Source organism: [Pseudopropionibacterium] massiliense, assembly GCF_900607225.1.
GTDB classification, from domain to species: domain Bacteria; phylum Actinomycetota; class Actinomycetes; order Propionibacteriales; family Propionibacteriaceae; genus Arachnia; species Arachnia massiliensis.
Window position 1 is genome coordinate 956986 of the sequence record NZ_LR027842.1, and the last position, 26556, is coordinate 983541.

General features: G+C 67.8%; 22 protein-coding genes. 14 read left to right on the plus strand and 8 right to left on the minus strand.

The genetic code is table 11. From position 1 onward, the window contains the following. Positions 1-74: 74 nt before the first annotated feature. The gene (locus tag E0E39_RS04135) at positions 75-584 is read left to right on the plus strand and encodes a peptidylprolyl isomerase (RefSeq protein WP_130873611.1); all 510 of its coding nucleotides are present in this window, start codon (positions 75-77) and stop codon (positions 582-584) included. Here E0E39_RS04135 and E0E39_RS04140 read toward each other — a convergent pair. Next, the gene (locus E0E39_RS04140; RefSeq protein ID WP_130873612.1) at positions 521-2215 is read right to left on the minus strand and encodes a DEDD exonuclease domain-containing protein; all 1695 of its coding nucleotides are present in this window, start codon (positions 2213-2215) and stop codon (positions 521-523) included. The two genes, E0E39_RS04135 and E0E39_RS04140, sit on opposite strands and share 64 nt — an antisense overlap. A 144-nt stretch (positions 2216-2359) precedes the next feature. Here E0E39_RS04140 and E0E39_RS04145 point away from each other — a divergent pair, with 144 nt between their 5' ends. The 5 genes from E0E39_RS04145 to E0E39_RS04165 are packed head-to-tail and all read left to right on the plus strand — an operon-like array spanning position 2360 to position 7455. After that, positions 2360-3427 carry a C40 family peptidase gene (locus E0E39_RS04145; protein WP_130873613.1) on the plus strand — a complete coding sequence of 356 codons (1068 nt, stop codon included), beginning with the start codon at positions 2360-2362 and terminating at the stop codon, positions 3425-3427. A 9-nt stretch (positions 3428-3436) separates the two neighbouring features. Next, entirely contained in the window at positions 3437-4186 is a 750-nt protein-coding gene (locus tag E0E39_RS04150) for a lysophospholipid acyltransferase family protein (protein WP_130873614.1), read from the plus strand. Next, positions 4183-5376: a sensor histidine kinase gene (locus E0E39_RS04155; protein WP_130873615.1), complete on the plus strand. Its 1194-nt coding sequence runs from the start codon at positions 4183-4185 to the stop codon at positions 5374-5376. The genes E0E39_RS04150 and E0E39_RS04155 overlap by 4 nt, the downstream gene beginning before the upstream one ends. After that, positions 5373-6041 (plus strand): response regulator transcription factor, encoded by a 669-nt coding sequence (locus E0E39_RS04160; protein WP_130873616.1) that lies wholly within the window; start codon positions 5373-5375, stop codon positions 6039-6041. The genes E0E39_RS04155 and E0E39_RS04160 overlap by 4 nt, the downstream gene beginning before the upstream one ends. 28 nt (positions 6042-6069) lie before the next feature. Beyond that, complete coding sequence (locus tag E0E39_RS04165) at positions 6070-7455, plus strand: class II 3-deoxy-7-phosphoheptulonate synthase (protein ID WP_130873617.1); 1386 nt, start codon at positions 6070-6072, stop codon at positions 7453-7455. Between the two features lie 19 nt (positions 7456-7474). Here the strand turns inward: E0E39_RS04165 and E0E39_RS04170 are convergent, their stop codons facing one another. From E0E39_RS04170 to E0E39_RS04185, 4 genes are all read right to left on the minus strand, one after another. After that, entirely contained in the window at positions 7475-8671 is a 1197-nt protein-coding gene (locus E0E39_RS04170; RefSeq protein WP_130873618.1) for a hypothetical protein, read from the minus strand. Between the two features lie 116 nt (positions 8672-8787). Beyond that, complete coding sequence (locus E0E39_RS04175; RefSeq protein WP_130873619.1) at positions 8788-9966, minus strand: hypothetical protein; 1179 nt, start codon at positions 9964-9966, stop codon at positions 8788-8790. Between the two features lie 27 nt (positions 9967-9993). Beyond that, positions 9994-10923 (minus strand): DMT family transporter, encoded by a 930-nt coding sequence (locus E0E39_RS04180; RefSeq protein WP_130873620.1) that lies wholly within the window; start codon positions 10921-10923, stop codon positions 9994-9996. A gap of 35 nt (positions 10924-10958) precedes the next feature. Then, the gene (locus E0E39_RS04185) at positions 10959-13082 is read right to left on the minus strand and encodes a Stk1 family PASTA domain-containing Ser/Thr kinase (protein ID WP_130873621.1); all 2124 of its coding nucleotides are present in this window, start codon (positions 13080-13082) and stop codon (positions 10959-10961) included. 114 nt (positions 13083-13196) lie between these two features. Between E0E39_RS04185 and E0E39_RS04190 the strand changes: the two genes are divergently transcribed. The 6 genes from E0E39_RS04190 (at position 13197) to E0E39_RS04215 (ending at position 18819) form a co-directional block, all read left to right on the plus strand. Beyond that, on the plus strand, positions 13197-13826 hold the full coding sequence (locus tag E0E39_RS04190; protein WP_130873622.1) for a hypothetical protein: 630 nt from the start codon (positions 13197-13199) through the stop codon (positions 13824-13826). Positions 13827-13900: 74 nt separating this feature from the next. Then, positions 13901-14908, plus strand: coding sequence for a Fe2+-enterobactin ABC transporter substrate-binding protein (fepB, locus tag E0E39_RS04195; protein WP_130873623.1), 1008 nt, complete (start codon positions 13901-13903; stop codon positions 14906-14908). Beyond that, positions 14905-15897 carry a FecCD family ABC transporter permease gene (locus E0E39_RS04200; RefSeq protein WP_130873624.1) on the plus strand — a complete coding sequence of 331 codons (993 nt, stop codon included), beginning with the start codon at positions 14905-14907 and terminating at the stop codon, positions 15895-15897. Before fepB ends, E0E39_RS04200 begins: the two co-directional genes overlap by 4 nt. Then, entirely contained in the window at positions 15894-16925 is a 1032-nt protein-coding gene (locus E0E39_RS04205; protein ID WP_130873625.1) for a FecCD family ABC transporter permease, read from the plus strand. The genes E0E39_RS04200 and E0E39_RS04205 overlap by 4 nt, the downstream gene beginning before the upstream one ends. Further along, positions 16922-17710 carry an ABC transporter ATP-binding protein gene (locus tag E0E39_RS04210; RefSeq protein ID WP_130873626.1) on the plus strand — a complete coding sequence of 263 codons (789 nt, stop codon included), beginning with the start codon at positions 16922-16924 and terminating at the stop codon, positions 17708-17710. Before E0E39_RS04205 ends, E0E39_RS04210 begins: the two co-directional genes overlap by 4 nt. Continuing rightward, positions 17707-18819: an enterochelin esterase domain-containing protein gene (locus E0E39_RS04215; RefSeq protein WP_130873627.1), complete on the plus strand. Its 1113-nt coding sequence runs from the start codon at positions 17707-17709 to the stop codon at positions 18817-18819. Before E0E39_RS04210 ends, E0E39_RS04215 begins: the two co-directional genes overlap by 4 nt. On the opposite strand, the gene E0E39_RS04220 is transcribed toward E0E39_RS04215, so the two are convergent. Together E0E39_RS04220 and E0E39_RS04225 are read right to left on the minus strand one after the other, a co-directional pair. Next, positions 18805-21174 (minus strand): HAD-IC family P-type ATPase, encoded by a 2370-nt coding sequence (locus E0E39_RS04220; RefSeq protein ID WP_130873628.1) that lies wholly within the window; start codon positions 21172-21174, stop codon positions 18805-18807. The two genes, E0E39_RS04215 and E0E39_RS04220, sit on opposite strands and share 15 nt — an antisense overlap. After that, positions 21164-22246: a polyprenyl synthetase family protein gene (locus tag E0E39_RS04225; protein ID WP_130873629.1), complete on the minus strand. Its 1083-nt coding sequence runs from the start codon at positions 22244-22246 to the stop codon at positions 21164-21166. The genes E0E39_RS04220 and E0E39_RS04225 overlap by 11 nt, the downstream gene beginning before the upstream one ends. A gap of 322 nt (positions 22247-22568) precedes the next feature. Between E0E39_RS04225 and E0E39_RS04230 the strand changes: the two genes are divergently transcribed. Then, positions 22569-23456, plus strand: coding sequence for a methylenetetrahydrofolate reductase (locus E0E39_RS04230; RefSeq protein WP_130873630.1), 888 nt, complete (start codon positions 22569-22571; stop codon positions 23454-23456). On the opposite strand, the gene E0E39_RS04235 is transcribed toward E0E39_RS04230, so the two are convergent. After that, positions 23449-25632, minus strand: coding sequence for a HelD family protein (locus E0E39_RS04235; protein WP_130873631.1), 2184 nt, complete (start codon positions 25630-25632; stop codon positions 23449-23451). The genes E0E39_RS04230 and E0E39_RS04235 overlap by 8 nt on opposite strands. Before the next feature lie 134 nt (positions 25633-25766). Between E0E39_RS04235 and E0E39_RS04240 the strand changes: the two genes are divergently transcribed. Beyond that, on the plus strand, positions 25767-26555 hold the full coding sequence (locus tag E0E39_RS04240) for a DsbA family protein (protein WP_130873632.1): 789 nt from the start codon (positions 25767-25769) through the stop codon (positions 26553-26555). Position 26556: the final 1 nt, after the last annotated feature.

Here is a 26556-nt window from a genome sequence, read left to right on the forward strand (position 1 = left end):
ACGCTCCGGTCGGGTGGCACGACACGTCGGGAAGCTCTCCGACAGCACGTGGTCGTCGCCTGTAGGTTGGATCCATGAGCACTGCTACTCTCCACACCACCAAGGGCGACATCGTCATCGAACTCTTCGACGACGAGGCCCCGAACACGGTGGCGAACTTCGTCGGCCTGGCGGGCGGCACCAAGGAATACCGCGACGCCACCACGGGCGAGACCAGGACCGGGAAGTTCTACGACGGGCTCGGCTTTCACCGCGTCATCGACGGGTTCATGATCCAGGGCGGTTGCCCGCTGGGAACCGGAACCGGTGGTCCCGGGTACCGTTTCGCCGACGAGTTCCATCCGGACCACTCCTTCAACCGTCCCTACCTGCTGGCCATGGCCAACGCCGGGCCCGGAACCAACGGCTCCCAGTTCTTCATCACCGTGGCACCCACCCCGCACCTCAACCGTCGCCACACCATCTTCGGCGAGGTCAAGGATCCCGCCAGTCAGGCCGTGGTGGACGCCATCGCCACCACTCAGACCGATGGCCGGGACCGTCCCACCACCCCCGTGGTGATCAACTCGGTGACCCTGTCCTGATCCAGCGCGCAGTGCGCGGGCCAGACCCAGTCACCGACGGTGTCCAGGAACCTGACACCGGGCGACTCCAGCCAGTCCGCGATGCGTTCGGCCTCCTCGAAGCTCCCGGCGGGCAGCCCGCCGGGAGCCTTTCGTACCGTCTCGGACAGTTCCCGGGTGGCCTCGGCGATCTCCGGGACCTGCGCGGTGCGGGCTCGTGCGGCCCCCGCGAGTTTCCCGAAACGGATCACATGAACGGCCCACTGGTCGTTCTCCGGGGCGGCCGCCACCAGCTCCGGACAACCCGCCAGGGAACGCACCCGGTGGAAACGTCTGGAGGTCTGGTGGGCGGCGAGGAGACGATCGGTGAGCTCTCCCGCCTCCTCGAAGCTTTCCTGCGCCACCAGTTCGGCCATCCTGGGGGAGAGCGAGCCCAGCAGTTCCCTCACGTCGCCCCGCCAAACGTTGCGCAGGCGTTCCACGCCCGTCTCGTATCCCTCCGGTTCCGGAATCGCCCACGATTCGCGCGAGGAGCGGTGGTGCCCGCATTCCGGTACCCCGAAGGCGTCGCGGAACACCCTGGCCGCGTCCCTGGCCGCGGCCAGGGTGTGAAACGGCCCCCAGAAGAGGCCATCCGAGGGCGGGGTCCTGGTGGTCACCAATCGCGGAGGGGAACCACCGGTCAGTCTCAACCACCACAGGCGGTGCTGGTTCCTTGAACGCCGGTTGTATCTCGGGCAGTGGGCGGCGATCATCCGCAGCTCCCGCACCTGCGCCTCCAGTTCCGTGGCGCACTCGACCCCCCTGACGCCGGTGGCCACCCGCACCATCTCGTGGATCCGGGTGCGCTGCTCCGCCGCCGAGAAGTACGAGGCGACCCTCCTGCGCAGGTTGCGTGACGTGCCGACGTAGAGCACCTGCGTGTGGGGAGCCCCGTTGGCGTCCCGGCCCTCGCGCTCGAACCAGTAGATTCCCGGGGCCTCCGGGAGCCGCTTGGCCCAGACCCTCTTGGCCCGGCGATCCGGGGAGACGTGGGAGAGCAGCTCCTGCAGGTCCTCGACGGTGTCGACGCCGAGCCGCCCGGTTCGCTCCAGGAGGGCGTGCAGCACGTCGACGGTGGCGTGCGCATCACTCAGGGCCCGGTGATCGGGACGGATGGCGGCGTGGAAGTGGGAGGCGAGCGTCCCCAGCTTGCAGTTGCGCACCTCACCCTTGGCCAGTACCCGCCGGGCCAGGGCCACGGTGTCCACCACGAGGGGGTTGGGCCACCGGATGCCGAGACGGCTGCAGGCGCGCTTGAGAAAACCGATGTCGAACGGGGCGTTGTGGGCCACCAGAACGCATCCATCAGCGAAACGCAGGAAATCCGGGACCACGTTCGCCAGGGAAGGTGCCGTGGCCACCATGGCGTCCGTGATTCCCGTGAGCACCTGAATCATCGCCGGAATCGGGCCCGTGGGGTGCACCAGGGTCTGGAACTCGCCGAGCGGTTCGCCGCCACACACCTTGACCGCGCCGATCTCGGTGATCTCGGCGTCGGATCCCGCGCCGGTGGTCTCCAGGTCCACGACGCAGAACGTGGTGGTGCGCAGGTGGCGTCCCAGATCCTCGAAGCTGGGTTGGAGCGGCTCGGGGGTGCGACTGGAGGTCATGTCAGGGACGTTACCCGGCCAGGGTGACAGGAATGACCTCGGTCGAAGCCGGGTGCGCGTCCTGCATCGTGGGTGAACTTTGGGAAAGGCCTGAAGGTCGTTTAGGATTCTCTCAGCCTCGTCCCCGAGCGTCTGGAGTTTCGAGTGAAGTTGTTCCGCACAGGTTTGGTTGGCCTTCTCGTCGCAGCCAGCGTCATCTTCGTCCCCACGGCATCCGCCGATCCGGACGCCGTCGCCGCCGCGAAGGAGAAATTGGATCGCATCCATGAGGAGTCCGCGAACCTGGACGCCCAGCTCATAGAGGCGATCACCCGCGCCGAGGAGTCGGAGAGCAAGCTCGAGACCCTCAAGCAGGACCTGTCCGCGCAGGAATCGAAGGTTTCCCAGCTGGGCACCAACCTCGGTGACCTGGCGATGATGCAGCTCAACGGTGGCGGCCTGGGTGGCGGCGTGGACATCGCCGGCCAGCTTCTCGTCAGCGATGACGACAGCACGTTCCTGTCAGGGCTGGCCACGATCCAGAACGAAACCGACCGAAGCGTGGCGGATCTGCAGACCCTCCAGGTGGAGCAGGGCCGGTTGGACACGCTCCGTAGCCAGCAGGAGACCATCACCGAGTCGCTCGACGCGGATCGGGCGGCCAAGGAGAAGCTCGCCAAGGAGTACGAGGCCAAGGAGGCGGAGGCCCAGAAGGTCTACGACCGGTTGAGCGCCGAGGAGCAGGAGCGTCTGAAGAAGCTGGAGGAGGAGGCCGAGCGCGAGCGGGCGGCCCGCGAGAACGCCAGCCCCAGCCCCAGCTCTTCTCCTTCCACCGGTGCCGGCGACAAGTCCGATCCTCCCCCCGCGTCCTCGGGCGGCGGGTCCGGGCGCGCCCAGCAGGCCGTCAGCTATGCGATGGCCCAGCGCGGCAAGGGATACGTCATGGGCACGGCGGGTCCCTCGACCTTCGACTGTTCCGGGCTCATGCTCGCCGCGTACAAGCAGGTCGGCATCTCCCTGCCCCGCACATCCCAGGCCCAGATCTCGGCGGGCAGTGCTGTTTCCAAGGGGGATCTGCAGCCCGGTGACCTCGTCTTCTACTACAGCGGCATCACCCACGTCGGCATGTACATCGGCGATGGCCAGATCGTGCACGCCGCCAATCCGCGCAGTGGCGTGGTGACCGCTTCAGTGAACTCCATGCCTTTCGCAGGAGCGCGACGCGTCGCCTGAGACCGCCCCATGTGGTACAGATTCTTCAAATTTTTCATCTTTCGCCCGCTGGTCCGGTTCGGGTTCCGTGCTCGAATTCATGGCGCCGAGAACGTTCCCACGAGTGGGGGGGCGATCTTGGTGAGCAATCACATCGCGACGATGGATCCCGTGATCATCCCCGCCATGTTGCCCAGGAAGGTCACCTTCCCCGCGAAGGCAGAGCTGTTCGACGGGAGCAAGAACCTCGGCCGCGCCATCGTGGCCTGGTTCCTGAAGGCCATCGGGATGGTTCCCATGGACCGCGGCGGTGGTCGGGCCTCGGCCGCCTCACTGAAAGCAATCTTCGATGTGCTCGACGCGGGCAAGGTGATCGGCATCTTCCCCGAGGGAACCCGGTCACCGGACGGCAGGCTCTACAAGGGCAAGACCGGGATGGCGCGCATGGTGCTGGCATCCGGTGCCCCGGTGCTTCCGGTCGGCCTGATCGGTACCCAGACCGTCAGGGGCTTCCTCGGCATCCCATGGGTGCGGCGTCCCATCGTCGTGGTCGGTGAACCACTGGACTTCTCCGACCTGAAGGGGCGTGAATCCGAGACCCGCACCCTGCGCTGGGTCACGGAGGAGGTGCTGGCCGCCATTCAACGCCTCACCGGGCAGGAATACGCCGACGTCTACGCCACGCGCGTCAAGTACGGCGATCTCAAGGACAAGGGTTCCGACGAGTTCCTTCGGCCCCGTCCCGGCGGCGGACCCAAGCCGGTGGCGAGCGAAGGGTGATTCCCGGAACCCCCCCGACATCGGCGCGCCTGGGGTGGGTCCAGGCCGCTTCCTCCTGGTTCCGCAAGGACTACGACGTGCTGGGGCGGGTCTTCGTCGTCACCGCCACCGTACGTGTGGTGCTGGCGATTCACACGGTGGTCGTCTCCCTCTGGCTCGTCTACCCGACGGCGAGGAGCCGGATCGGTCTGCTGATCTCCATGGCCGCCGTGCTGGGGTGGACGTTTTTCGTGACCTTCCTGCTGCGGCGCCCCACCGACCGAAACCTGTGGGTGCACCTGGCCGACGGGGCCGTGACGTGTTCCCTGATCTTCGCCACCCCGCTGGTGACGAGCCAGCCGTATGGGCAGACCTCCCTTGCGGGGTACTGGATGGCGGGATGCTGCCTGTACGCGGCGGTGCTGCGGGGAACCGCCGCCGGGATCACCGCCACCCTGGCCACGGCGATGTCCCTGCTGATGATTCCGCCGCGGGTCACGGTCTCGCGGATAGACGTGGTGCTCGCCATCCTGCTGATGAGCATCTGCGTCGGGGTACTCATCACACAGTTCAAACACACCATCACGGAACAGGAGCGTGCTCGGATCCGTTCCGTGGCGCTGGGGGAGCGGGAACGCCTGGCGCGGATCGTGCACGACGGGGCCCTGCAGGTGCTGGCCCTCGTCGAACGCGAAGGGCCCGAGCTGGGGCCGCGTGGGCTCCGACTGGCGGAACTGGCACACGAATCCGAGACCCAGCTGCGCAACCTCATCCGTGACAAGGAGATCCTCAACGAGAACGCCACTCGGCAGGTGGATCTGGCCGCTGCCCTCGACCGGTTCCAGAGCACCAAGGTGGTCGTCTCCACCATGGCCGGGCAAGTACTTGTTCCCAGGCTCATCGCGGAGGAGGTGGAGGCCGCACTCGTCGAGGCGTTGAAGAACGTTGACAAACATGCGGGACCGAGCGCGAAGGCCTGGGTGCTGCTGGATCAGGAGGATGATGCCGAAGTAATTCTGTGGGTGCGCGACAATGGAGTCGGAATGGATCTTTCCGAGGTGGCATCCGCCGGCGAACGGGGGAGACTCGGGATCAGGGATTCGATCGTGGGCAGGATGGCGGCGCTCGGCGGAACCGCCGTGGTCAAGTCCACGCCGGGAGAAGGCACCGAATGGGAACTGAGATTTCCGGTGAAGGTGGGAGAGGTGTGAATGACATCAGTCGGAACCGCGTGATGTTGGTCGATGACCACCCCATGTGGATCGAGGCGTTGGGTGAGGACCTCGCGGAGGAGGGCTTCGAGATCGTCGCGGTTGCCAAGAACGGGACGGAGTGCCTGCAGCGGGCGCGCGCCACTCGCCCTGACGTGGTGGTGATGGATCTGCAGATTCCTGCTCCGGACGGGGCCACCTGCACCGAATTGTTGGTGCAGGAATTCCCGGACATCCAGGTGCTGGTGATGTCGGCCAGCGGGGAACGCGAGGATGTGCTGCGCGCCATGAAGTCCGGTGCCCGGGGGTATCTGGTGAAATCGGCCTCCAAGGCCGAGCTGATCGAGGGGGTGCGTCGCACCGCGGCGGGGGATGCCGTGTTCACCCCCGGCCTGGCCGGACTGGTGCTGGGAGAGTTCCGTCGCATGGTCAATGTCGCCCACAGCCACGACGATGACGGCCCGGTGTTGACCACCCGTGAGGTGGAGGTGTTGCGTCAGGTGGCGAAGGGCCTGGCATACCGGGAGATCGCGGAGGCATTGTTCGTCTCCCATCGCACGGTCCAGAACCATGTGCAGAACGTGCTGCGCAAACTTCAGCTCCACAACCGTGTGGAGCTGACCCTTTACGCCATCGACCAGGGATTGCACGATCCGAACGAGTGACGTGGAGAGGTGGAGTAGTCTTCCCGCCATGTCGTCGATCATGTCCCGGGCCGAGTTGAGATCCCTGCCGATGCTCCAGCAGCCCAACTATCCGGACGAGGTCGCACTGGACCGCGTGATCGACGCCGTGGAGAAGCTGCCGCCGTTGGTGTTCGCAGGGGAGTGCGACGATCTTCGCGCCAAGCTCGCGGAGGTTGCGGAAGGCCGTGCGTTCCTGTTGCAGGGCGGGGACTGCGCCGAGTCCTTCGACGCGGTCACGGCGCAGCACATCAAGGACAAACTGTTGGTGCAGCTGTCGATGGCCGTCGTGATGACCTACGCCGCCCAGGTTCCGGTGGTGAAGGTCGGGAGGATCGCCGGGCAGTACGCCAAGCCTCGCAGCAAGCCGACCGAAACCAGGGACGAGATCACCCTGCCCAGCTACCGGGGCGACGCCATCAATGGTTTCGATTTCACCGCGCAGGACCGGGTCCACGATCCCGAACGTCTGATTCGTGTCTACAACGCGTCCGCGGCCACCCTCAACCTGGTGCGCGCGTTCGTGAAGGGGGGATTCGCGGATCTGCGCGGGGTACACACCTGGAACCGTGATTTCGTCGGCAACCCCGAGGTGGAAGCGGCATACGAGGAGTTAGCGGCCGAGATCGACCAGGCACTGACCTTCATGGTCGCCTGCGGGGTGGAGGACCGAGCGCTGTCCACCATCGACTTCTACGCCTCGCACGAGGCGTTGCTGCTGGAGTACGAACGGGCCATGACCCGCGTCGACTCCCGCTCGCAGCAGCTCTACGGCTGTTCCGGACACATGCTGTGGATCGGGGAACGTACCCGGCAGCTCGACGGCGCCCACGTGGAGCTGCTGAGACGGGTCCGGAACCCGCTGGGGATCAAGCTGGGCCCCACCACCACACCCCGGCAGGCCATCGAGTTGGCCGATCGTCTTGATCCCGACCGGGAACCGGGACGCATCACCTTCATCACGCGGATGGGAGCGGACAAGGTGCGCGAGATACTCCCGCGGGTGATCGCAGGGGTGGAGGAGACCGGACGCAAGGTCGCTTGGGTGTGCGATCCGATGCACGGCAACACCTTCGAGGCGGCCAATGGTTACAAGACCCGTTCCTTTGACGATGTGGTGGAGGAGGTCCGTGGCTTCTTCGACGTCCACGACTCCCTCGGTACGTGGCCGGGGGGACTCCACGTCGAACTGACCGGCGACGACGTCACCGAGTGCGTCGGTGGCGCCCTGAAACTGGAGGAGTCGGATCTGGCCAACCGTTACGAGACGGTGTGCGATCCCAGGCTGAACCGCAACCAGAGCCTGGAGCTGGCCTTCACCGTCGCCACCAGGCTCCGTGAAGGGCGTCGGCATCGAGCCAGCCCGTTGCAGAACTTCCGGGCCCGGGAACTGTGACGGCTCCGCGCGGCCTCCCTCATCCTCCCACCGGTGGGGCGTCGACCTCCGGAACCGGTCTGGGCCATACGCCGAGCTCGCGCCAGACGAAATCCGGTATCCGGGCGAAGAAACCGTGGAGCAGGAACAACATCATCTCCACCCGCTCCAGCGGCCACTCGCGGTCACGGGCGGTGATCACCCCGTTCTGGTCGATACTGAAAGACGCCTCCGGGAAGCCCAGGAAGAACTCGAGCTGCCTCGGGTTGAACACGTCGGAGGCGAACCGGGGGCTCCGGCAGTACACCGTGAAGCGTTCGTTGAATTCGATGGACTCGAACCTCTGAACGTCACCGCTCCCGGCCATGTTCACCGAGATGGGGATGAAGCTGAAATCGACCCAGAAACCGCAGAAGTGCTCGATGTGGTTCTGAACGTTGACGGTTTTCCCGTTGTACACCGCGGTCTGCCACTGGTGGGTGACCCGGATGAAGGAGATGGGGCCCCTGAGGCAGCGCACGATGTTGAACACCTGGCCGCCCCGGGTGCTCAGGGGAAGCATGTCCAACAGCGAGTCATCGCGGTCCACGAACTCCCAGTCGGGGTGATTCGCGAAGGAGACGTAGGGCAGCGGCGGTTCCCACTCGTGATTGATGGCGGGGGAGCCGGTGATGGCCGCGTGAGCCGTGGTCAGCCATTCCACGGCCAGCTGGAGCGTTTCCACGTCCCGGTTGACGTCGAGGAGCACGAGCTGGTCGTGATCGATGGTCAGACGGTTGTATCCGAGGGACGGAATCAGCGGAGCGAGGACGCCGGCCACGGCGCGCCCGTGGGCTTCGTCCTGGAAAACCGCTTTGACGGGACCCCAGACGTCCATGATCAGGCCTTGAACCCCGGGGATCGGGGCTGATTCGTGGAAGAGATGGAAGGGCGGCATCGAGTGCGGCAGCTGCATGCAGACGACCTGCTGCTCCCAGTCCCAGAAATCGCTGCGGTACCGGAAGGCCTGGAAGGGGATTCCGGACCGGGATCTTCCCATTACCTGCTGCTTCACCTTCCGGTTCATCCCGATGCCGAACGGCGGCAGGTTCAACCCTGTCGTGATGCGCAGGTCGGGTTTGTCGTTCCAGAACCAGCCGCGCTGCTCGATGGAGGAGCGGCGAACGTACTGGGCGATCAGGAAGACGGATGCGATGATGGCGCCGATGACCAGACAGAGAAGAAAGAACAACGCCACCCCTTCAGTGTGGCAGGATGCGGTGTCAGCAGTCCGGTGGAACCGTCCCCGCCGCCCACCGGGAATCATTGTTCACCATGCCGTCGTTGGGAGGAGTGGTCTCTCCACAGGAACCCTCAGCGGTTCTGTTTCGGAACCGGCCGGGGCCAGGCTCCCAGCTCCTTCCACACGAAATCCGGGACCTGCCCGAAGAACTCCTGGAAGAAGTTGAGCGTCATTTCGATCTGTTCTGGTAGCCATTCGCTCTCGGCGACCTGAATGGTGCCTCCCTGGGTGATCGCGAAACCCTCCGGGGAGGCTCTCAGAAGGTGCTCGAGTTGACGCTGGTGGAACACGTCCGAGGCGAACCGTGGATTCGGGCAGCGCACCTTGAAACGCTCGTTGAACTCGGTGGACTCGAATTTCTGGGGCTTGCCGCGGCCCATGTTCACCGATACGGGGATGAACTTGAAGTTGATTCCGAAGCTGCAGAAATGTTCGGTGTGCTCCTTGGTGCTGTTCCACTCGTTCCTCGCGCCTCGCGTCTTCCAGTTGTGCGTGGCCCGGATGAAGGAGATGTTATTCCCGACGGATTGCACAATGTTGACCACTTCATGGTCGTAACCGCTCGGCTCGAGAGGTAGGCGACTCAGCAGGGAGTCGTCGCGGTCCACGTACTCCCAGTCGGGGTGGTTCGTGAAGGAAACGTACAGGGGAGAGCCCTCCCCCACGTGCTCCGTCGCGGGGGAGGAGACGATCGCCTTTCGGATCCGGGCCAGGAGCTCCACCGCCGCTTCCAGCGACTTCAGATCGTTCCTGACGTTGAACATCACCAGCTGATCGTGGTCAATCGTGAGCTGTCGGGGGCCGAGCTCGGGGAGGAAGGGCGCGAGGGCCGCGGACACCACCCGACCGTAGTTCTCCTCCGGGAAGATCATCGTGTGCGTGTCGACGGACAGTGACAGGCCCCCGACCGCAGGTATCGGAGTCTTCGCGGTGAACAGGTAGAAGGGCGGCATCGGGTGGGGAAGGGACATACACATGACGTGCCGTCGGTCGCTCCAGGACTCGCTGCTGTACCGGAATGCCTGAAAGGGTGTTCCTTCGTGGGACCTGCCCACCACTTGGTCCTTGACACCTCTGTTCAGCCCGAGGCCAAAAGGTGGATGGTTCAAACCGATCGTGATCCGCAGGTCGGGATGCTTCGCCCATTCCCAGCCGAGACGTTTCAAGGTGAGGTGACGCAGAACCCAGCGTGTCATGACGAAACCCGGGACACCCACGACCAACACCAGAAACAGAATCTGCAATTCCATGGATGAGAGTCTGGCAGTAGAAGCGGTTCAGGTTCCACGACGGGCGCGTCGCGAGCGCAGTTCTTCCACGAGCGTATCCAGGAATGATGCGCTGCGCCTGGGCCATGCGGTGAGGAGGAGCGCCGCCACCACGAGGCCACCACCCACGAGTACCTGCCAGGTGAGTTCCTCCATGCCGGCCCAGATCGCGAACACCGCGGCCCACATCGGCTCCGAGCACATGATCACCGCTGACGTGGTGGCGGGCACGTAGCTCTGCGCCCAGCTCTGCAGGAACAGCGTGACGGCTCCGCAGAAGATACCCAGGTAGAGCACCGGCCACCACAGATCCCAGGTGGCGGGCAGCTGGTAGTCGGCGAAGGGCAGGAAGCAGAGCATCCCCACCGCCCCGGTCAGGGCCTGCATCAGGGTGAGTGACTGCACCGTCTCGGGTTCCACCCAGCGTCCCAGGAAGATGATGTGGAGGGCGAAGAGCACCGCCCCCAGCAGCGTGATGGCCGTGCCGAACCCGAACCCGGTATTCCCGCCGCCGCCGTTCCCGAGAGCCAGGATGCCGATCCCGACCAGCGTCAGCGACACCGCGACCCAGGTGCGTCCCGGGGTGGGTTGTTTCATGATGAAAGGGGTGAGGATCGCGGTGAAGACCACGTAACTCGCCGTGACGAACCCGGAGAGCGACGGCGGGGTGTTCTCCAGTCCCACCATTTGAAGCACCAGACCTGTGTTGAAGATCAGGCCCAGGATGATTCCCCGCACACAGGTTTCGCGTTTCATCCTGAGATGGGGCAGGAAGACGGGCAGCAGGCACAGGGCGGTCAGGGTGAGTCGGGAGATCAGAAGGTGGGCGGGTGTCATGGAGGATTCGTAGGCGCCCTTGGCAACCACGACCGTCGACCCCCAGGCGGCTGCCGCCACCAACAGAGCTGCTGAGGGCAGGAAGCGACGGCTCGAAGTCACGTGGACAGCCTATTGGGACGTGAGGCGTCCGGCAATCACGTCACGTAGAGCACGACGGTGCTCCCCTTGGGAGCCGTTGAACCGGCTGCCGGGTTGGTCCCCGAGGCGAACCCCAGCGGTGCGGGGAAGAAGGACTTGTTCTGGACCTCCACCTTGAAACCGGCGGCTTCCAGGTCTCTCTGGGCCTCGTCGGTGCGTTTGTGGCCGACGTCCGGAACGGTCACCATCTCCGGGCCGAGGGACTTGACCAGTTTCACCGTGTCACCGCGATGCCCCGTGCCGTCGGCGGGGTCCTGGGAGATGACCTGTCCTGCGGGGACGGTGTCCGAGTGCTCCTCGGACACCTCGACCGCGAACCCCTGCTTCTTGAGTTCCCTGCTGGCCTGGTCGGCGTCGGTTCCCCTGTGATCCTTGATGGTGATGGGCTGACGGCCCTTGCTGACCACCAGATCGATGCTGCTGCCGGGTGGCAGGAGGTTTCCCGCTGATTCACCGGCGGAGATGATCAGACCGGTTTCGACGGATTCCGACCAGTCCTCCGTGACCTGGCCGACGACCAGGTGCGCTGATTCGATCGCGGAGCGGGCCTGGGAGAGTTCCTGCCCCACCACGTCGGGCATCATGTAGCGCTCGGGCCCCTTGGAGATGACGACCGTGACCTTGGTGCCTCGAAGAGCCCGGGCGTTTCCTGCGGGATCGGTGCTTATGACCGATCCGACCGCGACATCCTCGGAGAAGGCCTCCTGGGTGGTGTACTCGAGATCGTTGGCCCTGAGGCTCTGGAGCGCCTGTTCCTGGGGAATGTTGGTCACCTCGGGGGTGGTGGTGAACCGCCCCTCGGCCCACCACCACGAGACGGAGACGATGATCGCCGTGACGAGCAGCACCAGCACGAGCAACATGATGCCGCGACGACGCCGGTACACCGGCTCCTGGGAGAACTGCGGGAAGATCGGTGTGCGGTGGGAGCTCGGGGACCCACCTCCGCCGGAGCCGGGAAGCGTGGCACGGGGAGGTCCTCCCGTCGCGGAAGCAGCCCCGACCGGGGAAACCGAGTGCGGTGAGGGCGCCGATACCGGGGACCGGAGGGGCCCCGGCGCCACGATGGCGGTCACCGGACGGAGACCCTCCTCGGCCGGGGCAGTGTCTGGCGACCGGGAACGGGGACGGGCGGGAGCTCCTTCAGCGGGCGTGGACGCGGCTCGGGGCGTGGCGATATCTGCTGGGTGGCGGCATTGCCGTCGCCGGGCTGGGGTCGCAGCTGGGCTGCGAGCGCAGGATTGTGCTGGCCCGGGGCGCTCACCAGCGACCTGACGCAGCGCGTCCATGAGTTCACGACCATCGGCGATGCGAGCCTCCGGGTCGCGTGCGGTGCAGGCCGCCACCAGGGCATCGAGGTAGTCCGGGATGAAACCCGGAAATCCGAGCTCGCGCAGCTTCGCGGAAGGGGCGGGGACGTCGACGTTCACGTGCGCGTAGGCGATCTGGTAGTTGTTCTCGCCAACGTGCGGTTTCTTGCCGGTCAGCAACTCGAACAGGACGATACCGGTCGAGTAGATGTCGCTGCGCGAATCCGGGCGTGCGTGGGTGACCAGCTCGGGTGGCAGGTACGAGGCGGTACCGACCAGAACCCCGGTGGCGGTCATCTGCGGGGACTCGGTCTGGCGCGCCAGACCGAAGTCCGCGACCTTCACGTGGCCGCGGGTCGAGATCATGACGTTCTCGGGTTTGATGTCGCGATGGACGATACCCGCGTCGTGGGCTGCTGCCAGAGCCGAGGCGATGGGTTCCAGGTAGTCGAGCGCCAGCACCGGTTCGAGGGGGGCGTCACGGGCGATGAGCCTGCGCAGGGTCTCACCATCGATGAACTCCATGACGATGTACGGCTGCCCCCGGGATGTGCCCTGGTCGAAGATACTGACCACCGCGGGGTGGTTGATCAATGCGGCGGAGCGGGCCTCCCGGTCGAACTTCGCGGCGAATTCGTCATCCTCGGCAAGGTCGGTTCGCATGATCTTGACCGCGACGGTCCTCTGGAGACGGGCATCGCGCGCCCGGTAGACCGTCGCCATGCCGCCCCGTGCGATCTTCGCGAGAATTTCGTAGCGACCATCCAGCACGCTTCCGACCATCGGGTCGTAGGTACTGCTTTTGTTCACCGCGGTCTCCTGGGGAAGGTAGGGGATCTGGGCTGGGCGATGAGCTCGGCCGGTATCGAGTGTAGGCCGATCCCGGAACGGACGAGTTCCGGGCACGCCGCATAGGCTTCTCGCATGACGGTATTGCGCAGTCTGCGTTCACGGATGCTGCTGGCACGCGTGGCGGTGCAGCTTCCCCTGACCGAGGCCGAGGATCGGCTACCGGGACTGGTCATGGCAGGGATCGACATGGCGGTGCTCACCACCGGCGGCCCCGCAGAACACGAGGCGAACCTGAGGATCCTGCGAAATCTCGAACGCCACCTCGGCCAGCGGGTGCTGCTGGCGGTCGACACCCCGGAGATCGATGCGGACGTGCGGGTTTGTCTCCCGGGCGAGCGGGACAGGTCGCGTCCGCATCGGTGGGCGCTGCTCGGGCAGGTTGTCCAGGAGCGGGGGCAGATTGCCGAACCGGACGAGGCCTTCCAGTTCCTGGCGGTTCCCGGGATGCCTCCCGGTTCACCGCTGCTGCGGGCCGCGGTGGAGGCCCAGCCCCCGCTGAAGCGGGAATCGGTTCCCTGGTTCGCCGCGGGCGGCCTCGACGTCGGATCCGTTCAGGTCCTGGCGGACTCGGGCGTCCGGCGGGTCTGGCTCACCGAGGGCGGAACCGTGGCGGCGCTGGAACGGATCGACGAGATCCTGCGGCGGGCGTGGGGCGGGGATCCGGCCTACGAGGACTACCTGGGGTTCGCGGTCGGAGTTTGAAACACCCCACGCCAACCTGCCGCGGATTGCTAGTGTGAGGTTTGCCTACCCTTATGTATGAAGGGGTCCACCACATGACCAATCCACTGTTCAACCCGATATCAAGGCGTGCTTTCTCCGGCCTGTTCCCGGCCCTGCTGGCGCTGGGACTCACGGGCTGCGGATCCGGGGCAACCTCCGGAGGAGGGAACGCCTCGTCCCCCGCGAGCGCCCGCACCATTACCCACGACCTCGGCGAGACCGTCGTCAACGGCACCCCGAAACGGATCGTGTCCACCTCCGTGGTGCTCACCGGCACCCTCCTGGCCCTGGACGCGCCCGTGGTCGGCTCCGGGGCGTCGAAACCGGGCGCCGAGGGATTCGACGACGTCGGTTTCTTCTCCCACTGGTCGGCCATCGCCAAGGAACGCGGTGTCAAGGCCGTCTACGCGAACAGCAAACTCGACATCGAGGCCGTGACCGCGGAGAAACCGGACCTGATCATCATCGCTTCCACGGGAGGGGACAGCACCAAGGACGACTATGACTCGCTGTCCAGGATCGCTCCGACCGTCGCCATCAACTACAACTCCGAGAGCTGGCAGACCGTCACCCGGCAGGTGGCCGACGTCACCGGAACGCAGGCCAGGGCCGAGGAGCTCACCAACACCTTCAACTCGAGGCTCACGGAACTCAAGGCCGCAATGGGCGGGGTTCCCACCGAGGCGGTGCAGGCCATCGTCTACACCCCCTCCAACGGCCTGTCCTTCGCGAAACCGGGCGGCCCCCACGACGAGATCTTCTCGGCGCTCGGTTTCAAACTCGCCGAGGCGCCCGCCAGCAGCGGTGAGGAAGGAGCCAACCGCAAGGACTTCGTGTTCGCGACGGTGGAGCAGAGCGTGCAGGCCCTGACCTCCGATACCCTCCTGCTCGTCTCCGGGGACGACAAGACCGTCGAACAGCTGAAGGCCGACTCCAACTACAACACCACCAGAACCGTCAGCAGCGGCAGGCTGGTGCCGCTGGGGATCTCCAGCTTCAAACTGGACTACTACAGCGCGCTCGCCATGGCCGAGACCCTGGCTGCCGCCTACCCGAGGTGAGCAGAGCCGCCTGGGTGCTGCTCGGGCTGGCGATCCTCCTGCCCTGCCTGGTCCTGGCGTCGTTCCTGTTCGGATCGGGCGATGTGCCGGCCGGGCAGGTGTTGGCGGTGCTCTCCGGCGGCGGCACCGGTGAGCAGCGCCTCATCGTGCTCGGGATGCGCGGCTCCCGGACCCTGATAGCGCTGGTGGCCGGCGCCGCCCTCGGGATCGCCGGGGTGCTGGTGCAGGCACTGACCCGCAACCCGCTGGCGGAGCCGGGGCTGTTGGGGGTCAACGCGGGCGCAGCCTGCGCCGTGGCAATCGGCCTCGGTCTCGTCCGGTCCCTGCCGATCGCGATGATGATGCTGGTCTCCCTGGCGGGCGCGCTCCTCAGCGGACTGGTGGTGACCGGGGCGTCGGGGGCCTGGCGGGGACGGCACGACCCGATTCGCATCGTGTTGGTGGGGGCCGCCTGGAGCGCGGTCGTCTCCGCCATCACCACGTTCATGCTGCTCAGCGATCCCAGGATCTACGCCGAGTTCCGTTTCTGGGACGCGGGGGCCGTGACGCCGCGGCCGCTGGATCTGGTGATCGCCGCGGCGGGAACGCTCGGGGTCGGGCTGCTGGCCGCGCTCCTGCTGGCGAGATCCATGGACGCCCTGGCCCTGGGGGAGGAGTTCGCCAGAGGACTCGGCCTCGCGGCCGGGCGGGCCCGGATGCTGGTGGCCCTCACCTGCCTGGTGCTCTGCGCCGCGGCGACGGCCCTGGTGGGTCCGGTCTCCTTCCTCGGGCTGATCGCGCCCTTCGCGGCACGGCTGGTCGTCGGTCCGAGGCATCGTGCGCTGATCTGGTTCTCGACCCTGCTGGGTGGGGTGACGTTGCTGGCCGCCGACGTGCTGGGCCGGGTGGTGAACCCGCCCGCCGAGGTGCAGGCCGCCCTGATGTGCGCCCTGCTGGGGGCGCCGTTGTTCATCGGGCTGGCCCGGGCGCGAAGGCTGGTGCAGCTGTGAGCCTGCAGGTGCGTTCCGTGCGGCTCGGGCCCGTCAGTTTCCACGCTCGGCCGAGAACCTGGCTGGTCGCGGCTCTGGCGTGGGGCATCGCCCTGGCCGGGGCGATCGCGGTGCTGTTCTCCGGCTCCGTGAACATGACCCCCGAACAGTTCTGGGCGGCCCTGGTCGGGGTGGGGGAACGCGCCGACGTGCTCCTGCTGTGGGAGTTCCGGATGCCCAGGGCCCTCACCGGCCTGGTGGTCGGGGCGTGTCTCGGGACGGCGGGCTGCCTGTTCCAGGCGCTGTCGCGCAACGCCCTGGGGTCCCCGGAGATCATCGGCCTGACCGGCGGCGCAGCGCTGGGGGCCGTGGCCTCCGTCATGGTGTTCAGGTCCTTCGGGTGGGGCACGGCCGCCGGGGCGATCATCGGTTGCCTGGGGGCCGCCCTGCTCACCTGGGTGCTCTCACCCAGGGGATTCGGCGGCGGCAACCGCCTGATCCTCATCGGCCTCGGGGTGGCCTCCCTGATCCAACCGGTGACGGTGCTGCTGCTCACCCGGGCCGACAGCGACTCCGCGACCTCGGCCCGGCTGTGGCTGACCGGAACCCTCAACGCCCGCAACTGGAGCCACGCCGTGGTCGGTGCCGTGCTGTTCGCGGTGATCCTGCCGTTCGCCCTGCTGATCTCGCGGCACCTCGACGCCGCCGCCCCGGGAGAGGACTTCGCCGCCGGGTTGGGGGTGTCCCGCCGTTTCACGCAGTGGACGGCAACCGGCGTCGGGGTCGCGCTGACCGCGGCCGCTGTCGCGGTGGCCGGTCCCATCGCGTTCATCGCGCTCGCCGGCCCACACGTGGCCCGTCGGCTCCTGAAGGGACCAACCGCTCCCGCGGGCGTCGCGGCGGGCACGGGGGCCGCGCTGCTGGTGGCGGCGGACCTGGTGGGGGCGAACCTGCCGGGCGGCCTGCAGCTCCCGGTGGGGGTGACGGCCGGTCTGCTGGGCGGCGCCTACCTGCTGCTGCTCCTGAACGGACAGGAAAGGAAGAGATGACCGGAACCGCCCAGGAGTTCCCGCTGGCGGCCTCGTCGGTGCGGCTCGGCTACGACCGGAAGATCGTGATCGAGGACATCACGCTGGAGGTGCCCGAGGGGGAGCTGACGATGCTCATCGGGCCCAACGGGTGCGGCAAGTCGACGCTGCTGAAGGCCCTGGCCCGGGTGCTCGCCCCCAAGGCCGGATACGTCTACCTGGGGGGAACCGACATCCACCAGCTGCGAACCACCGCCGTCGCCCGCAGGCTCGGGTTCCTGCCGCAACGCCAGTCGGTACCGCCGGGCATCAAGGTGCTGGACATGGTGAGCCGGGGACGCTTCGCCCATCAGAGGTTCTGGTCCAGGTGGTCGCAGGCCGACGAGGAAGCCGTGGCCTCGGCCCTGGAGGTCACCGGACTGACCGATCTGCAGCGGGCCGACGTCGACGAGCTCTCCGGCGGGCAGGTGCAGCGGGTGTGGCTGGCGACGGTGCTGGCCCAGGACACACCGCTGCTGCTGCTCGACGAACCCACCACCTTCCTGGACATCGCCCACCAGTACGAGGTCCTGAAACTGGTGCGCGGGCTCCGCGACGCCGGGCGCACCGTCGTCGTGGTGGTGCACGACCTGAACCAGGCCACCCGGTTCGCCACCAACCTGGTGGTCATGAAGGACGGGGCGATCGTGGCCTCTGGGTTGCCCGCCGAGGTGCTGACCGCGGAACTGGTCGAGAACGTCTTCGGACTCCCGGTGCTCGTCGTGCCGGACCCGGTCACCGGTGCCCCGATGGTGGTGCCGCGATGACCACGCACCTGCTTCCCACGCCCCTGTCCGCCACGGGCGCCCCGCATCCCGCGACCCCGGAGCTCCCGGACCGGTTGGACCGTTCCCCGATCGTGGGGAGGCGGTGCGTGATCGACGGCGTGGAGATGGTGGAGGTCACCTTCGTCGCCCACGAATCCCCGGCACGTGAGGTGCTGGTGCACGTCAACAGCCTGACCGACGCGATCCGCACCCGGCTGGGTCCCGCCATCATGGCCCCTGTGGGAAACACCGGCGCGCAGATCCTGTCCTGGTGGCTTCCCGCCGACGGCTGCTACTCCTACCGCTACTGGCGCAGCGACGAGGTGCCCCGCGACATCGGTGCGACCCGCGCGGGCTGGATGCGGGTGCACCGGGAGGGGCAACCGGACCCGCTCAACCCCGAAACCCTGCCCGCCTTCGACCTGCGGGAACAGTCGGTGTGGCGCGGGCCCGACTTCGAGCCCGTTCCCTGGGCCCCGACCGGTGAGGCCGAGCGGCAGTGGCGGCTGCACGACGACGGAAGGTTCGCCGTGCTGCCGGGCGATGACCGGACCCTGGTGCTGTTCGACGGGCTCCGCTGGCGCCTGGCCGGTGTGGCCTCCGCGCTGCGGGCCGCAGGCCTCGGGCACACCGTCGTCGCCGTCGACACCGGGGAGGGGGAGCAGCGGGCCGCGTGGCTGACCACGGCTCGGGGCTGCGCCCCGCTGGTGGAACGCGCCCGGGAACTGGCCGGGGCGGGCCGCGAGGTGATCGCCGCCGGACAGTCCTTCGGGGGCCTGGCGTGCGTGGAGCTCGCGGTGCACCGGCCGGATCTGGTCACCGCGGTGATCGCGCAGTCGGCGTCGCTGTGGTTCGCGGGCGACCCCGTCCCGGAACCGGATGCGGAGGGAATCCTGCTGCGCGGTCTCGTCGCGGGCACGAGGGCGCTGGGGACGCCGGTGGTGGTCCAGGCCGGCACCGACGAACGCGGCCTGATCCACGGAGCCCGGCGGCTGGCCGGGATCGCGGAGAGGACAGGCCGACTGGCAGCGGCGGAGGAGTTCCGTGGCGGCCACGACCTTTCCTGGTGGCGGCACGGCCTGCTGTCGGGCCTGTCAGTCCTCGTCTGAACCTCGCCAGATCCGTGCCGGCTCGCCCCGGTGCTTGGCGGTCAACCACCACACGACCTCCACCAGCCCGGCCCCGATCAGCCCGGCCACGACCCCGAACAGGATCGTCGACGGGTTGTCCAGGTCCAGCAGCAGCTGGCCGCGCAGCCACGCCCACGGGATCAGGAACATGGCGATGTAGAAGACGTAGGAGACGACCACCAGGCCGAGTCGCCACCACACCCACGGGCGCGCCACCACGGCAAGCACCCAGACGGAGGTGATGATCAGGGCAGCCAGGGTGGCAGTCGAGGCCTGCGCCTGCACGACGGGCGACACCGCCCCGAAACCACGGGTGACGACGTAGGTGATGGTGGAGACCGTTCCGATGATCACACCCGAGGGCACCGCCAGCGACAACACGCGGCGCACGAAACCCGGCCGGGCGCGTTCCTTGTTGGGGGGCAGCGACAGCAGGAAAGCGGGAATGCCGATGGTGAACCAGCCGACCACGGTCATCTGGAGCGGGATGAACGGGTTGGGCAGGCCCATCAACCCGATCACCAGGGCCAGGAAGACCGCGTACACCGTTTTGCTGAGGAACAGTTTCGCCACCCGCTCGATGTTGCCGATCACCCGCCGGCCCTCAGCCACCACGTGCGGGAGGGTGGCGAACCGGTCGTCGAGCAGCACGATCTGCGCGACTGCCCGGGTGGCGGGGGAACCCGAGCCCATCGCGACCCCCAGGTCGGCGTCCTTCAGGGCGAGCACGTCGTTGACGCCGTCACCGGTCATGGCGACGGTGTGGCCCCGGGACTGCAGGGCCGCGACCATGGCGCGTTTCTGCTGCGGGGTGACGCGCCCGAACACGTCGGCCCCGGCGATCTTCTCCGTGAACTCCTCGCCCTCGGCGGGCAGGGTGCGGGCATCCACGGCCTCGGCCACGGACACCCCCAGGGAACGGGTGACCGCACCGACGGAGGCCGCGTTGTCACCGGAGATCACCTTCACGGCCACGTGCTGTTCGTTGAAATAGGCGAGGGTGTCGGCGGCGTCGGGACGAACCAGCTGGTCCAGCACCAGCAACGCGACCGGCGTGACCATCCCCGGCGCGCCGGGAGAGTCGACGGGCTCGGATGCGCGGCCCAGCAGCAGCACCCGGCGGCCCGTCGAGCCGATCTCCTCCGCGCGGGCGGCCACGTCGGCCGGGGCCAGCACGTCGGGCGCGCCCAGCACCCAATCGCCGCGCGTCCCGAAGGAAACCCCCGACCACTTCTTGGCGGAGGTGAACGGCGCCCGGGCGGTGACCTCCCACGGCGTCGAGGCCGCGGGGGTGGCCTCGGCGATCGCCGTCATCGACGCGTTGGGGGCGGGGTCGGCGGCGACGAGCTGCGCCAGCACCCCGGTGATCTCGTCGGCGTCTCCCGCCAGGGGGATCACCTCTCCGAGGGTCATGGCGTTCTGGGTCAGGGTGCCGGTCTTGTCCGCGCACACCACGCTCACCCGGGCCAGGCCCTCGATGGCCGGCAGTTCCTGCACCAGGCACTTGCGGCGCCCCAGCCGGATCACACCCAGAGCGAAGGCCATCGACGTGAGCAGCACCAGGCCCTCGGGGATCATCGGCACCAGGGCGCCCACCATCCGCAGCGCCGATTCCTGCCAGGTGGTGCCCGGCTGGCGGAACTGCACCCAGATGGTGAGCAACCCCGCCGGGATCAGCAGCCAGGTCACGAACTTCAGGATGCGGTCGATGCCCGCCCGCAGCTCGGAGTTGACCAGCGTGAACTTGGCGGCCTGCGCGGTAAGCTGCGCGGCGTAGGCCTCGGCGCCGACCTTCGTGGCCCGGTACACGCCGGAACCGGAAACGACGAACGCCCCCGACATGAGTTCGTCGCCGACGGATTTGGCCACCGGATCGGCCTCGCCGGTCAGCATCGACTCGTCGACCTCCAGGTAGTCGGCGGCCACCACCTCGCCGTCGACGACCACCTGGTCGCCCGGGGACAGCGCGATGAGGTCGTCGGCCACCACCTGGTCCCGTGGCAGGGAGATCCGCTGCCCGTCGCGCAGCACGACGGGATGGGCCTCCCCGATCACGGCCAGGTTGTCGAGGGTGCGTTTGGCGCGCAGCTCCTGCACCATTCCGATGATCGAGTTGGCGACGATCAGGATCGCGAACGCCCCCTGGGCGAACTGCATGGTCGCGGCGACGATCACGAACAACACCGCCAGCATCGCGTTGACGCGCGTGAACACGTTGTCGCGGACGATCTGCCAGGTGGTGCGCCCCGAGCGTTCCGGCAGCGTGTTGACCCTTCCCTCCCTGACCCGTTCCGCCACCTGGTCGGCGGTCAGGCCCCGCAGCTCACCGGTCACGATCGGTGGCCAGTCCGGCGAGTGTGATGAGGGCCGAGCGTCCCTCTGCGTCCATGTCGGCTCCTTCCAGAGCGGTCAGGGCATCCGTGGTGGAACGGGCGATGAGTTCCTCGCAGGAGTTCCGCGCCCCGGTGGCCTCGATGATGTCCCGGGCGGTCGTGAGATCCTCCTCGGTGAGCCCGGGGGAGCCGAGGAGGGATTCGAGGGTGTTGCGCTGGCGGGCATCGCCGTTCTCCAGGGCCGTCAGCACCAGCACGGTGCGTTTGCCCTCCCGGATGTCGTCGCCCGCGGGTTTGCCCGTGATGTCGGGATCCCCGAAGACCCCAAGGAGGTCGTCGCGCAGCTGGAAGGCCCTTCCCAGCAGGGAACCGTAGGTGCCGAGAGCCGCGAGCAGGTCCGGCGGGGCCTCTCCCAGGGTCGCGCCGAGCTCGGCGGGGCGCCGCACCGAGTAGCGGGCGGACTTGAACTCCAGCACCTTCTCGGCGGTGTCGGCCTGGGCCCGCGGGGTGGAACGGTCGGTGGCCCCGAACGCGGCCGCGACGTCGAGGTACTGGCCGAGCAACACCTCGCTGCGCATGGTCGCGAGCACCGGGGCGGCGCGGCGAACGGCCTCCGGGGAAAGGCCGGCGCTCTCGAACATCTCCGCGCTCCAGGAGAACAGGACATCGCCCAGCAGGATCGCGGCGGCCTCCCCGAAACGGGCGGCCCGGGGGCCCGGGAGGAGAGCCTCGAAACGGCGGTGGGCCGATGGCGCGCCGCGCCGGGTGTCGGAGCCGTCCACCAGATCGTCGTGAACCAGGAGGGAGGCGTGCAGCAGGTCGAGGGAGGCGGCGGCGCGCAGCAGCGGTCCCGGATCCGTGGGCCGCCCGGCGGCCACGACGTACCCCCAGTAGCAGAAGGCGGGACGCAGCCGTTTCCCACCCGCGGCGTATACCCGCGCCGCCTCCAGCAGGGGCAATGTGTCGGTGAGGCTCGCAAGTTCGCTCTGGCCGTCGAGGAACTCGATGAGTGCCCTTCCCACCGCCGAGACGAAAGCTGGACTCGTCGGGTCGTGGGCGGGGGACGTCGGCATGCGACCCAGCTTAGAGGTCGCCTCAACGGGCCGGCGCAATTTGATCAAATCCGGGTGGGGCGGGCCGCGACGTGGGATGCTGCTCGTGTCTCGTGTCGAAACCATTCTGGATCAAGCTGGTTGAGCCGGCCTGTGAGCGTCAGCGAGCCGGGCGTGTCCAAACCATGGCGGCAGTGTTCGCAGAGCTGCGGTCGGGTCTGTTGTTCGGGTGCTGGGGTTTCGGTTCAGCCGTTCGCTTCGCTCAGTGCTGGCTCAACCGGTTCGGGGAGAAACGGTGTCGTGGTTCGGTCCAGGGCGCCCGGGTGCTCGTATCCTTGTCCTCATGCCTCCGACCGTTGCCGAGCTGCTCCGCGACGCCGCGTCCCCGACGCTGAGCTTTGAGTTCTTCCCACCCCGCAGCCCCGAGGAACAGCCGCGCTTCGACGCATCCGTCGCGAAGCTGAGCCGGTTCCACCCGGATTTCCTGTCGGTCACCTACGGGGCCTCCGGTTCCACCCGCGACCGCACGGTGGCCGCGACCGCCGCCCTGGGAGCCGCCCAGCACGCCACCATCGTCGGCCACCTGACCTGCGTGTCGCAGTCCACCGACGATCTGCTGCGCACCCTCGACGCCTTCGCGGAGGCCGGGGTCCGCGACATCCTGGCCATCCGCGGGGACATGCCCGGCGGGCCGCAGCAACCCTGGGAGCGGCATCCCGACGGGCTCGGCAACGCCACGGAACTGGTGCGGCTCATCAAGGGACACGGCGATTTCTGCGTCGGCGTGGCCGCCTTCCCGAACGTCCATCAACCCGACAACGATCCCGAACTGGACGCCCGGATCGTGGTGGAGAAGGCCGCGGCGGGCGCGGACTACGCCATCACGCAACTGTTCTTCGAGTCGCACCGCTACGTGGAGCTGGTCAACCGGGTCCGCGACCGCGGCAGCGAGATCCCCATCATCCCGGGCATCGCGCCGCTCACGGTGATCACCCAGATCGAAAGGTTCGCCTCGCTCGCGGACTGTCCCCTGCCCGACGACTTCGTCGCCGCACTCCGGGGCGCCAGGAACCCCGCCGAGGTGCGCAGCATCGGGTTGTCGCGTGCCATCAACCTGTGCCGGGAGCTCCTGGCCGCAGGGGCCCCCGGGCTCCAGTTCTTCACCCAGAACCGCTGGAAGGCCACCTCGGAGGTTCTCGACGCCATCGGCTGGGGGGACCGGGTCAGCTGAGGGCCGCCCGCCAGGCCGAGGTTCCGACGTCAAGGATCGTCATGCGCTGGGTGGCGCGGGTCAGGGCCACGTAGAGCACCCGTTCCGCACCGGGGGCCTCGGCGACGATCTCGTCGGGGCAGACCACCAGCACGCCGTCGTATTCCAGGCCCTTGGCCTGCAACGCCGTGACCACGATGAGACGTTCCTCCAGGGCCGCCAGCCGCGGATCCGACATCGCCAGCCGCGTCGTGGCGACCAGCCGCGAGGGCGGCACGATGATGCCCACCGTTCCGCTGACGTGCCCGGCCAGACCGAGGGTCAACGCGATGATCGTCTCCGCCAGGCCGGCCTCATCGGTTTCGGTGAGTTTCGGGACCAGACCGGTGTTGCGCACCGCGCGCGGCAGACTGGCATCGGGGAATACCTTGGTGATGACCTTCGCCGCCAGGTCGAAGACCTCGGAGGGGGAGCGGTAGTTCGTGGACAGCGTGAAACGGCGCAGCGGGGCACGGCCCACGAGGTCGTTGACGGCCCGCTCGGCCTCGGCGGTATCCGGGTAGGAGCTCTGCGCCGGATCGCCGACGAGCGTCCACGACGCCTGCGGACCCCGGCGCCGCAGCATCCGCCACTGCATGGGTGTGATGTCCTGGGCCTCGTCCACGAGGATGTGGGCATAGGTGGTCTGCGGGTCGTCGTCGGGATCGACGACGTGTTCGCGGCGCATCAGGTCGGAGGTGGTCACCAGTTCCGAGATGCCGCCGAAATCGATGAAGACCGGGTCCTCATCGTGCAACCCGGCGGGTACGGGCCCCAGCATCTCCAGCAGCTCGTCCAGCAGGGCCATGTCGGCCACCGACCAGCCGGTGATCTCGAGCTCGCCGGTCTGCAGCCACTGGTAGGACTCCGCCAGGTCGTCGCGTTCCCGGGCCGTGAGGTCCGGCGCCAACTCGTCGAGCAGCTCCCGGTCCGCCAGGCGGGCCAGCACGGTGGGGGCGTCGAGCATCGGCCACCAGGAATCCATGAACTCCCTGAACCGTTGGTGGTCGCGGATCCGCTCGTCGACCTCCTCGGGGTCGAGACCCACGTCGACCGTCAGTTTCCCGGCGAGTGCCCGGGCCACCGACGTCGTGGCCGCGGCGCGGCCGCGGTTCATCTTGTAGTTGGACAGCACCGACTCTCGGATCCCGGCCAGCTCCAGCGCGTCCAGTTTCAGGACCTCGCCCTTGACGCTGACCCGCAGCTCCTCGGCAGCGGGAATCGGGGGGCGGCGAACCAGTCTGCGAAGCACCTTCAACATCCGCAGCGACCCTTTGAGGGTGGCCGCAGGGGCGGCGTCGACCCGCTCCGAGACCATGCCCAGCACGTCACCGGCCACGGCCCCGACCGCGCGGAGCGTCACGGATTCCTCGCCGAGGCTCGGCAGCACCCGCTCGATGTAGTTCATGAACACCGAGCTGGGGCCCACGACGAGCACCCCACCCTTCTCGAGGCGGGCCCGGTTGGTGTACAGCAGGTAGGCGGCGCGGTGCAGGGCCACGACGGTCTTGCCGGTGCCGGGACCACCGCCGATGATCGTCACCCCCTGGTAGGGGGCGCGGATCGCCTCGTCCTGTTCCGCCTGGATGGTGGCCACGATGTCGCGCATGGTGCGGCCGCGGGCCCGGGTCAGTGCCGCCATCAACGCGCCCTCCCCGAGAATCGGCAGGTCGGTTTCGGCGCTGGTGTCCAGCAGGTCGTCCTCCAGGCCGATGACGTTGTCGTCGCGGCAACGCAGCACGCGGCGCCGGATCACGTTCATGGGGGTGGCCTGGGTGGCGCGGTAGAACGGTTCGGCCGCGGGGGCCCGCCAGTCGATCACCAGGGGCTCGTACTCGGCGTCGCGGACACCGAGCCGGCCGATGTAACGGGTCTCGGGGAAGTTCAGGTCGAGCCGGCCGAAGACCAGCCCCTCGTGTTCCGCGTCGAGGATCGCGAGGCGTTTCGCCGCCTGGTAGGCGAAGGCGTCGCGTTCGAACAGGGCGGTTCCCGACTCCTCCCGCAGGTAGTCGTCCCGGTCGGTCTGGTAGATCTCTGCGCCGCTGCGGGCGAGTGTCCGGGCGCTGGCCGTGGAGGCCGCCAAGTTTTCGTAGACCCGGTCAACATGTGCCTGCTCCAGCGCGATTTCGCGCTGGAGATCGCCTCTGGAAGTGCTCAAGGGCGGTAATCCTCACTCCTGGGATGGACGCCCCACTCTACTCCGTTCGGAGCCCCCCGAACGCCACTTGGGATCAACGGTGAATGCACCGTACTCTCTTGTTCCGACACAACCGGAGGACGTGAGGGGGACCGATGAACGGGCAACAGCAGGCGGAACCGGGCAGAGGCGATCCCGCTCGCCCGTGGAAGATCGCGACGGGGCTCCTGGCCGTCGCGATCGTGATCTGCCTGGGGGTGTTGAGCCAGGCCACGCAGAACGGGAGACCACAGGGCGAGACATCCGTGGCCTCCCCGGGTTCGACGACGGTGACGCCCGAGGCCACCCTGCGGACCGCGGACCCGTCACAGGAGGCCGAGCGGGAAGCCGCAATCGCGAAACTGGCCAGGCGCCAGGAGAACGATCCGATGGCCAAGGGGCGGGTCGACGCCCCCGTGGTGATGATCGAGTACGCCGACTACCGGTGCCCGTTCTGTTCCGTGTTCGCCGAGGAAACGCTCCCGGAACTGCAGCCGCTGATCGACGACGGAACCCTGCGGATCGAGTTCCGTGACCTCGCGGTCTTCGGCGACGACTCCGTCGCAGCCGCCGCGGCCGCCCGGGCCGTGGGGAAGCAGGGCATGTTCTGGGAGTTCCAGGACGCCCTCTACAGAAGGCTTCCCAACCAGGGGCATCCCGAGGTCAAGGACGACCTCGTCATGGAGACCGCCACACAGGTCGGGGTTCCGGACATGGTGGCCTTCGAGGCCGACTACCGTTCCGAGGAGACCCGGGCCGCGGTCAGGAACGAGACCGCGGAGGGGCGTCGGGTGGGTGTCAACGGGACGCCCTTCTTCTTCGTCGGAACCCGTCCGGTCTCCGGCGCCCAACCCCTGGAAACCTTCCAGCAGATCATCGCGCAGGAGAAGGAGCGGCTCGGCTGAT

Bases quoted from the DNA above. Each gene is read 5' to 3' on its own strand.
- E0E39_RS04190 (WP_130873622.1), top strand. From the start codon at position 13,197: ATGACGGTATTGCGCAGTCTGCGTTCACGGATGCTGCTGGCACGCGTG.
- E0E39_RS04140 (WP_130873612.1), bottom strand. From the start codon at position 2,215: ATGACCTCCAGTCGCACCCCCGAGCCGCTCCAACCCAGCTTCGAGGAT.
- E0E39_RS04210 (WP_130873626.1), top strand. From the start codon at position 16,922: ATGACCGGAACCGCCCAGGAGTTCCCGCTGGCGGCCTCGTCGGTGCGG.
- E0E39_RS04135 (WP_130873611.1), top strand. From the start codon at position 75: ATGAGCACTGCTACTCTCCACACCACCAAGGGCGACATCGTCATCGAA.
- E0E39_RS04215 (WP_130873627.1), top strand. From the start codon at position 17,707: ATGACCACGCACCTGCTTCCCACGCCCCTGTCCGCCACGGGCGCCCCG.
- E0E39_RS04240 (WP_130873632.1), top strand. From the start codon at position 25,767: ATGAACGGGCAACAGCAGGCGGAACCGGGCAGAGGCGATCCCGCTCGC.
- E0E39_RS04230 (WP_130873630.1), top strand. From the start codon at position 22,569: ATGCCTCCGACCGTTGCCGAGCTGCTCCGCGACGCCGCGTCCCCGACG.
- E0E39_RS04225 (WP_130873629.1), bottom strand. From the start codon at position 22,246: ATGCCGACGTCCCCCGCCCACGACCCGACGAGTCCAGCTTTCGTCTCG.
- E0E39_RS04150 (WP_130873614.1), top strand. From the start codon at position 3,437: ATGTGGTACAGATTCTTCAAATTTTTCATCTTTCGCCCGCTGGTCCGG.
- fepB (WP_130873623.1), top strand. From the start codon at position 13,901: ATGACCAATCCACTGTTCAACCCGATATCAAGGCGTGCTTTCTCCGGC.
- E0E39_RS04175 (WP_130873619.1), bottom strand. From the start codon at position 9,966: ATGGAATTGCAGATTCTGTTTCTGGTGTTGGTCGTGGGTGTCCCGGGT.
- E0E39_RS04165 (WP_130873617.1), top strand. From the start codon at position 6,070: ATGTCGTCGATCATGTCCCGGGCCGAGTTGAGATCCCTGCCGATGCTC.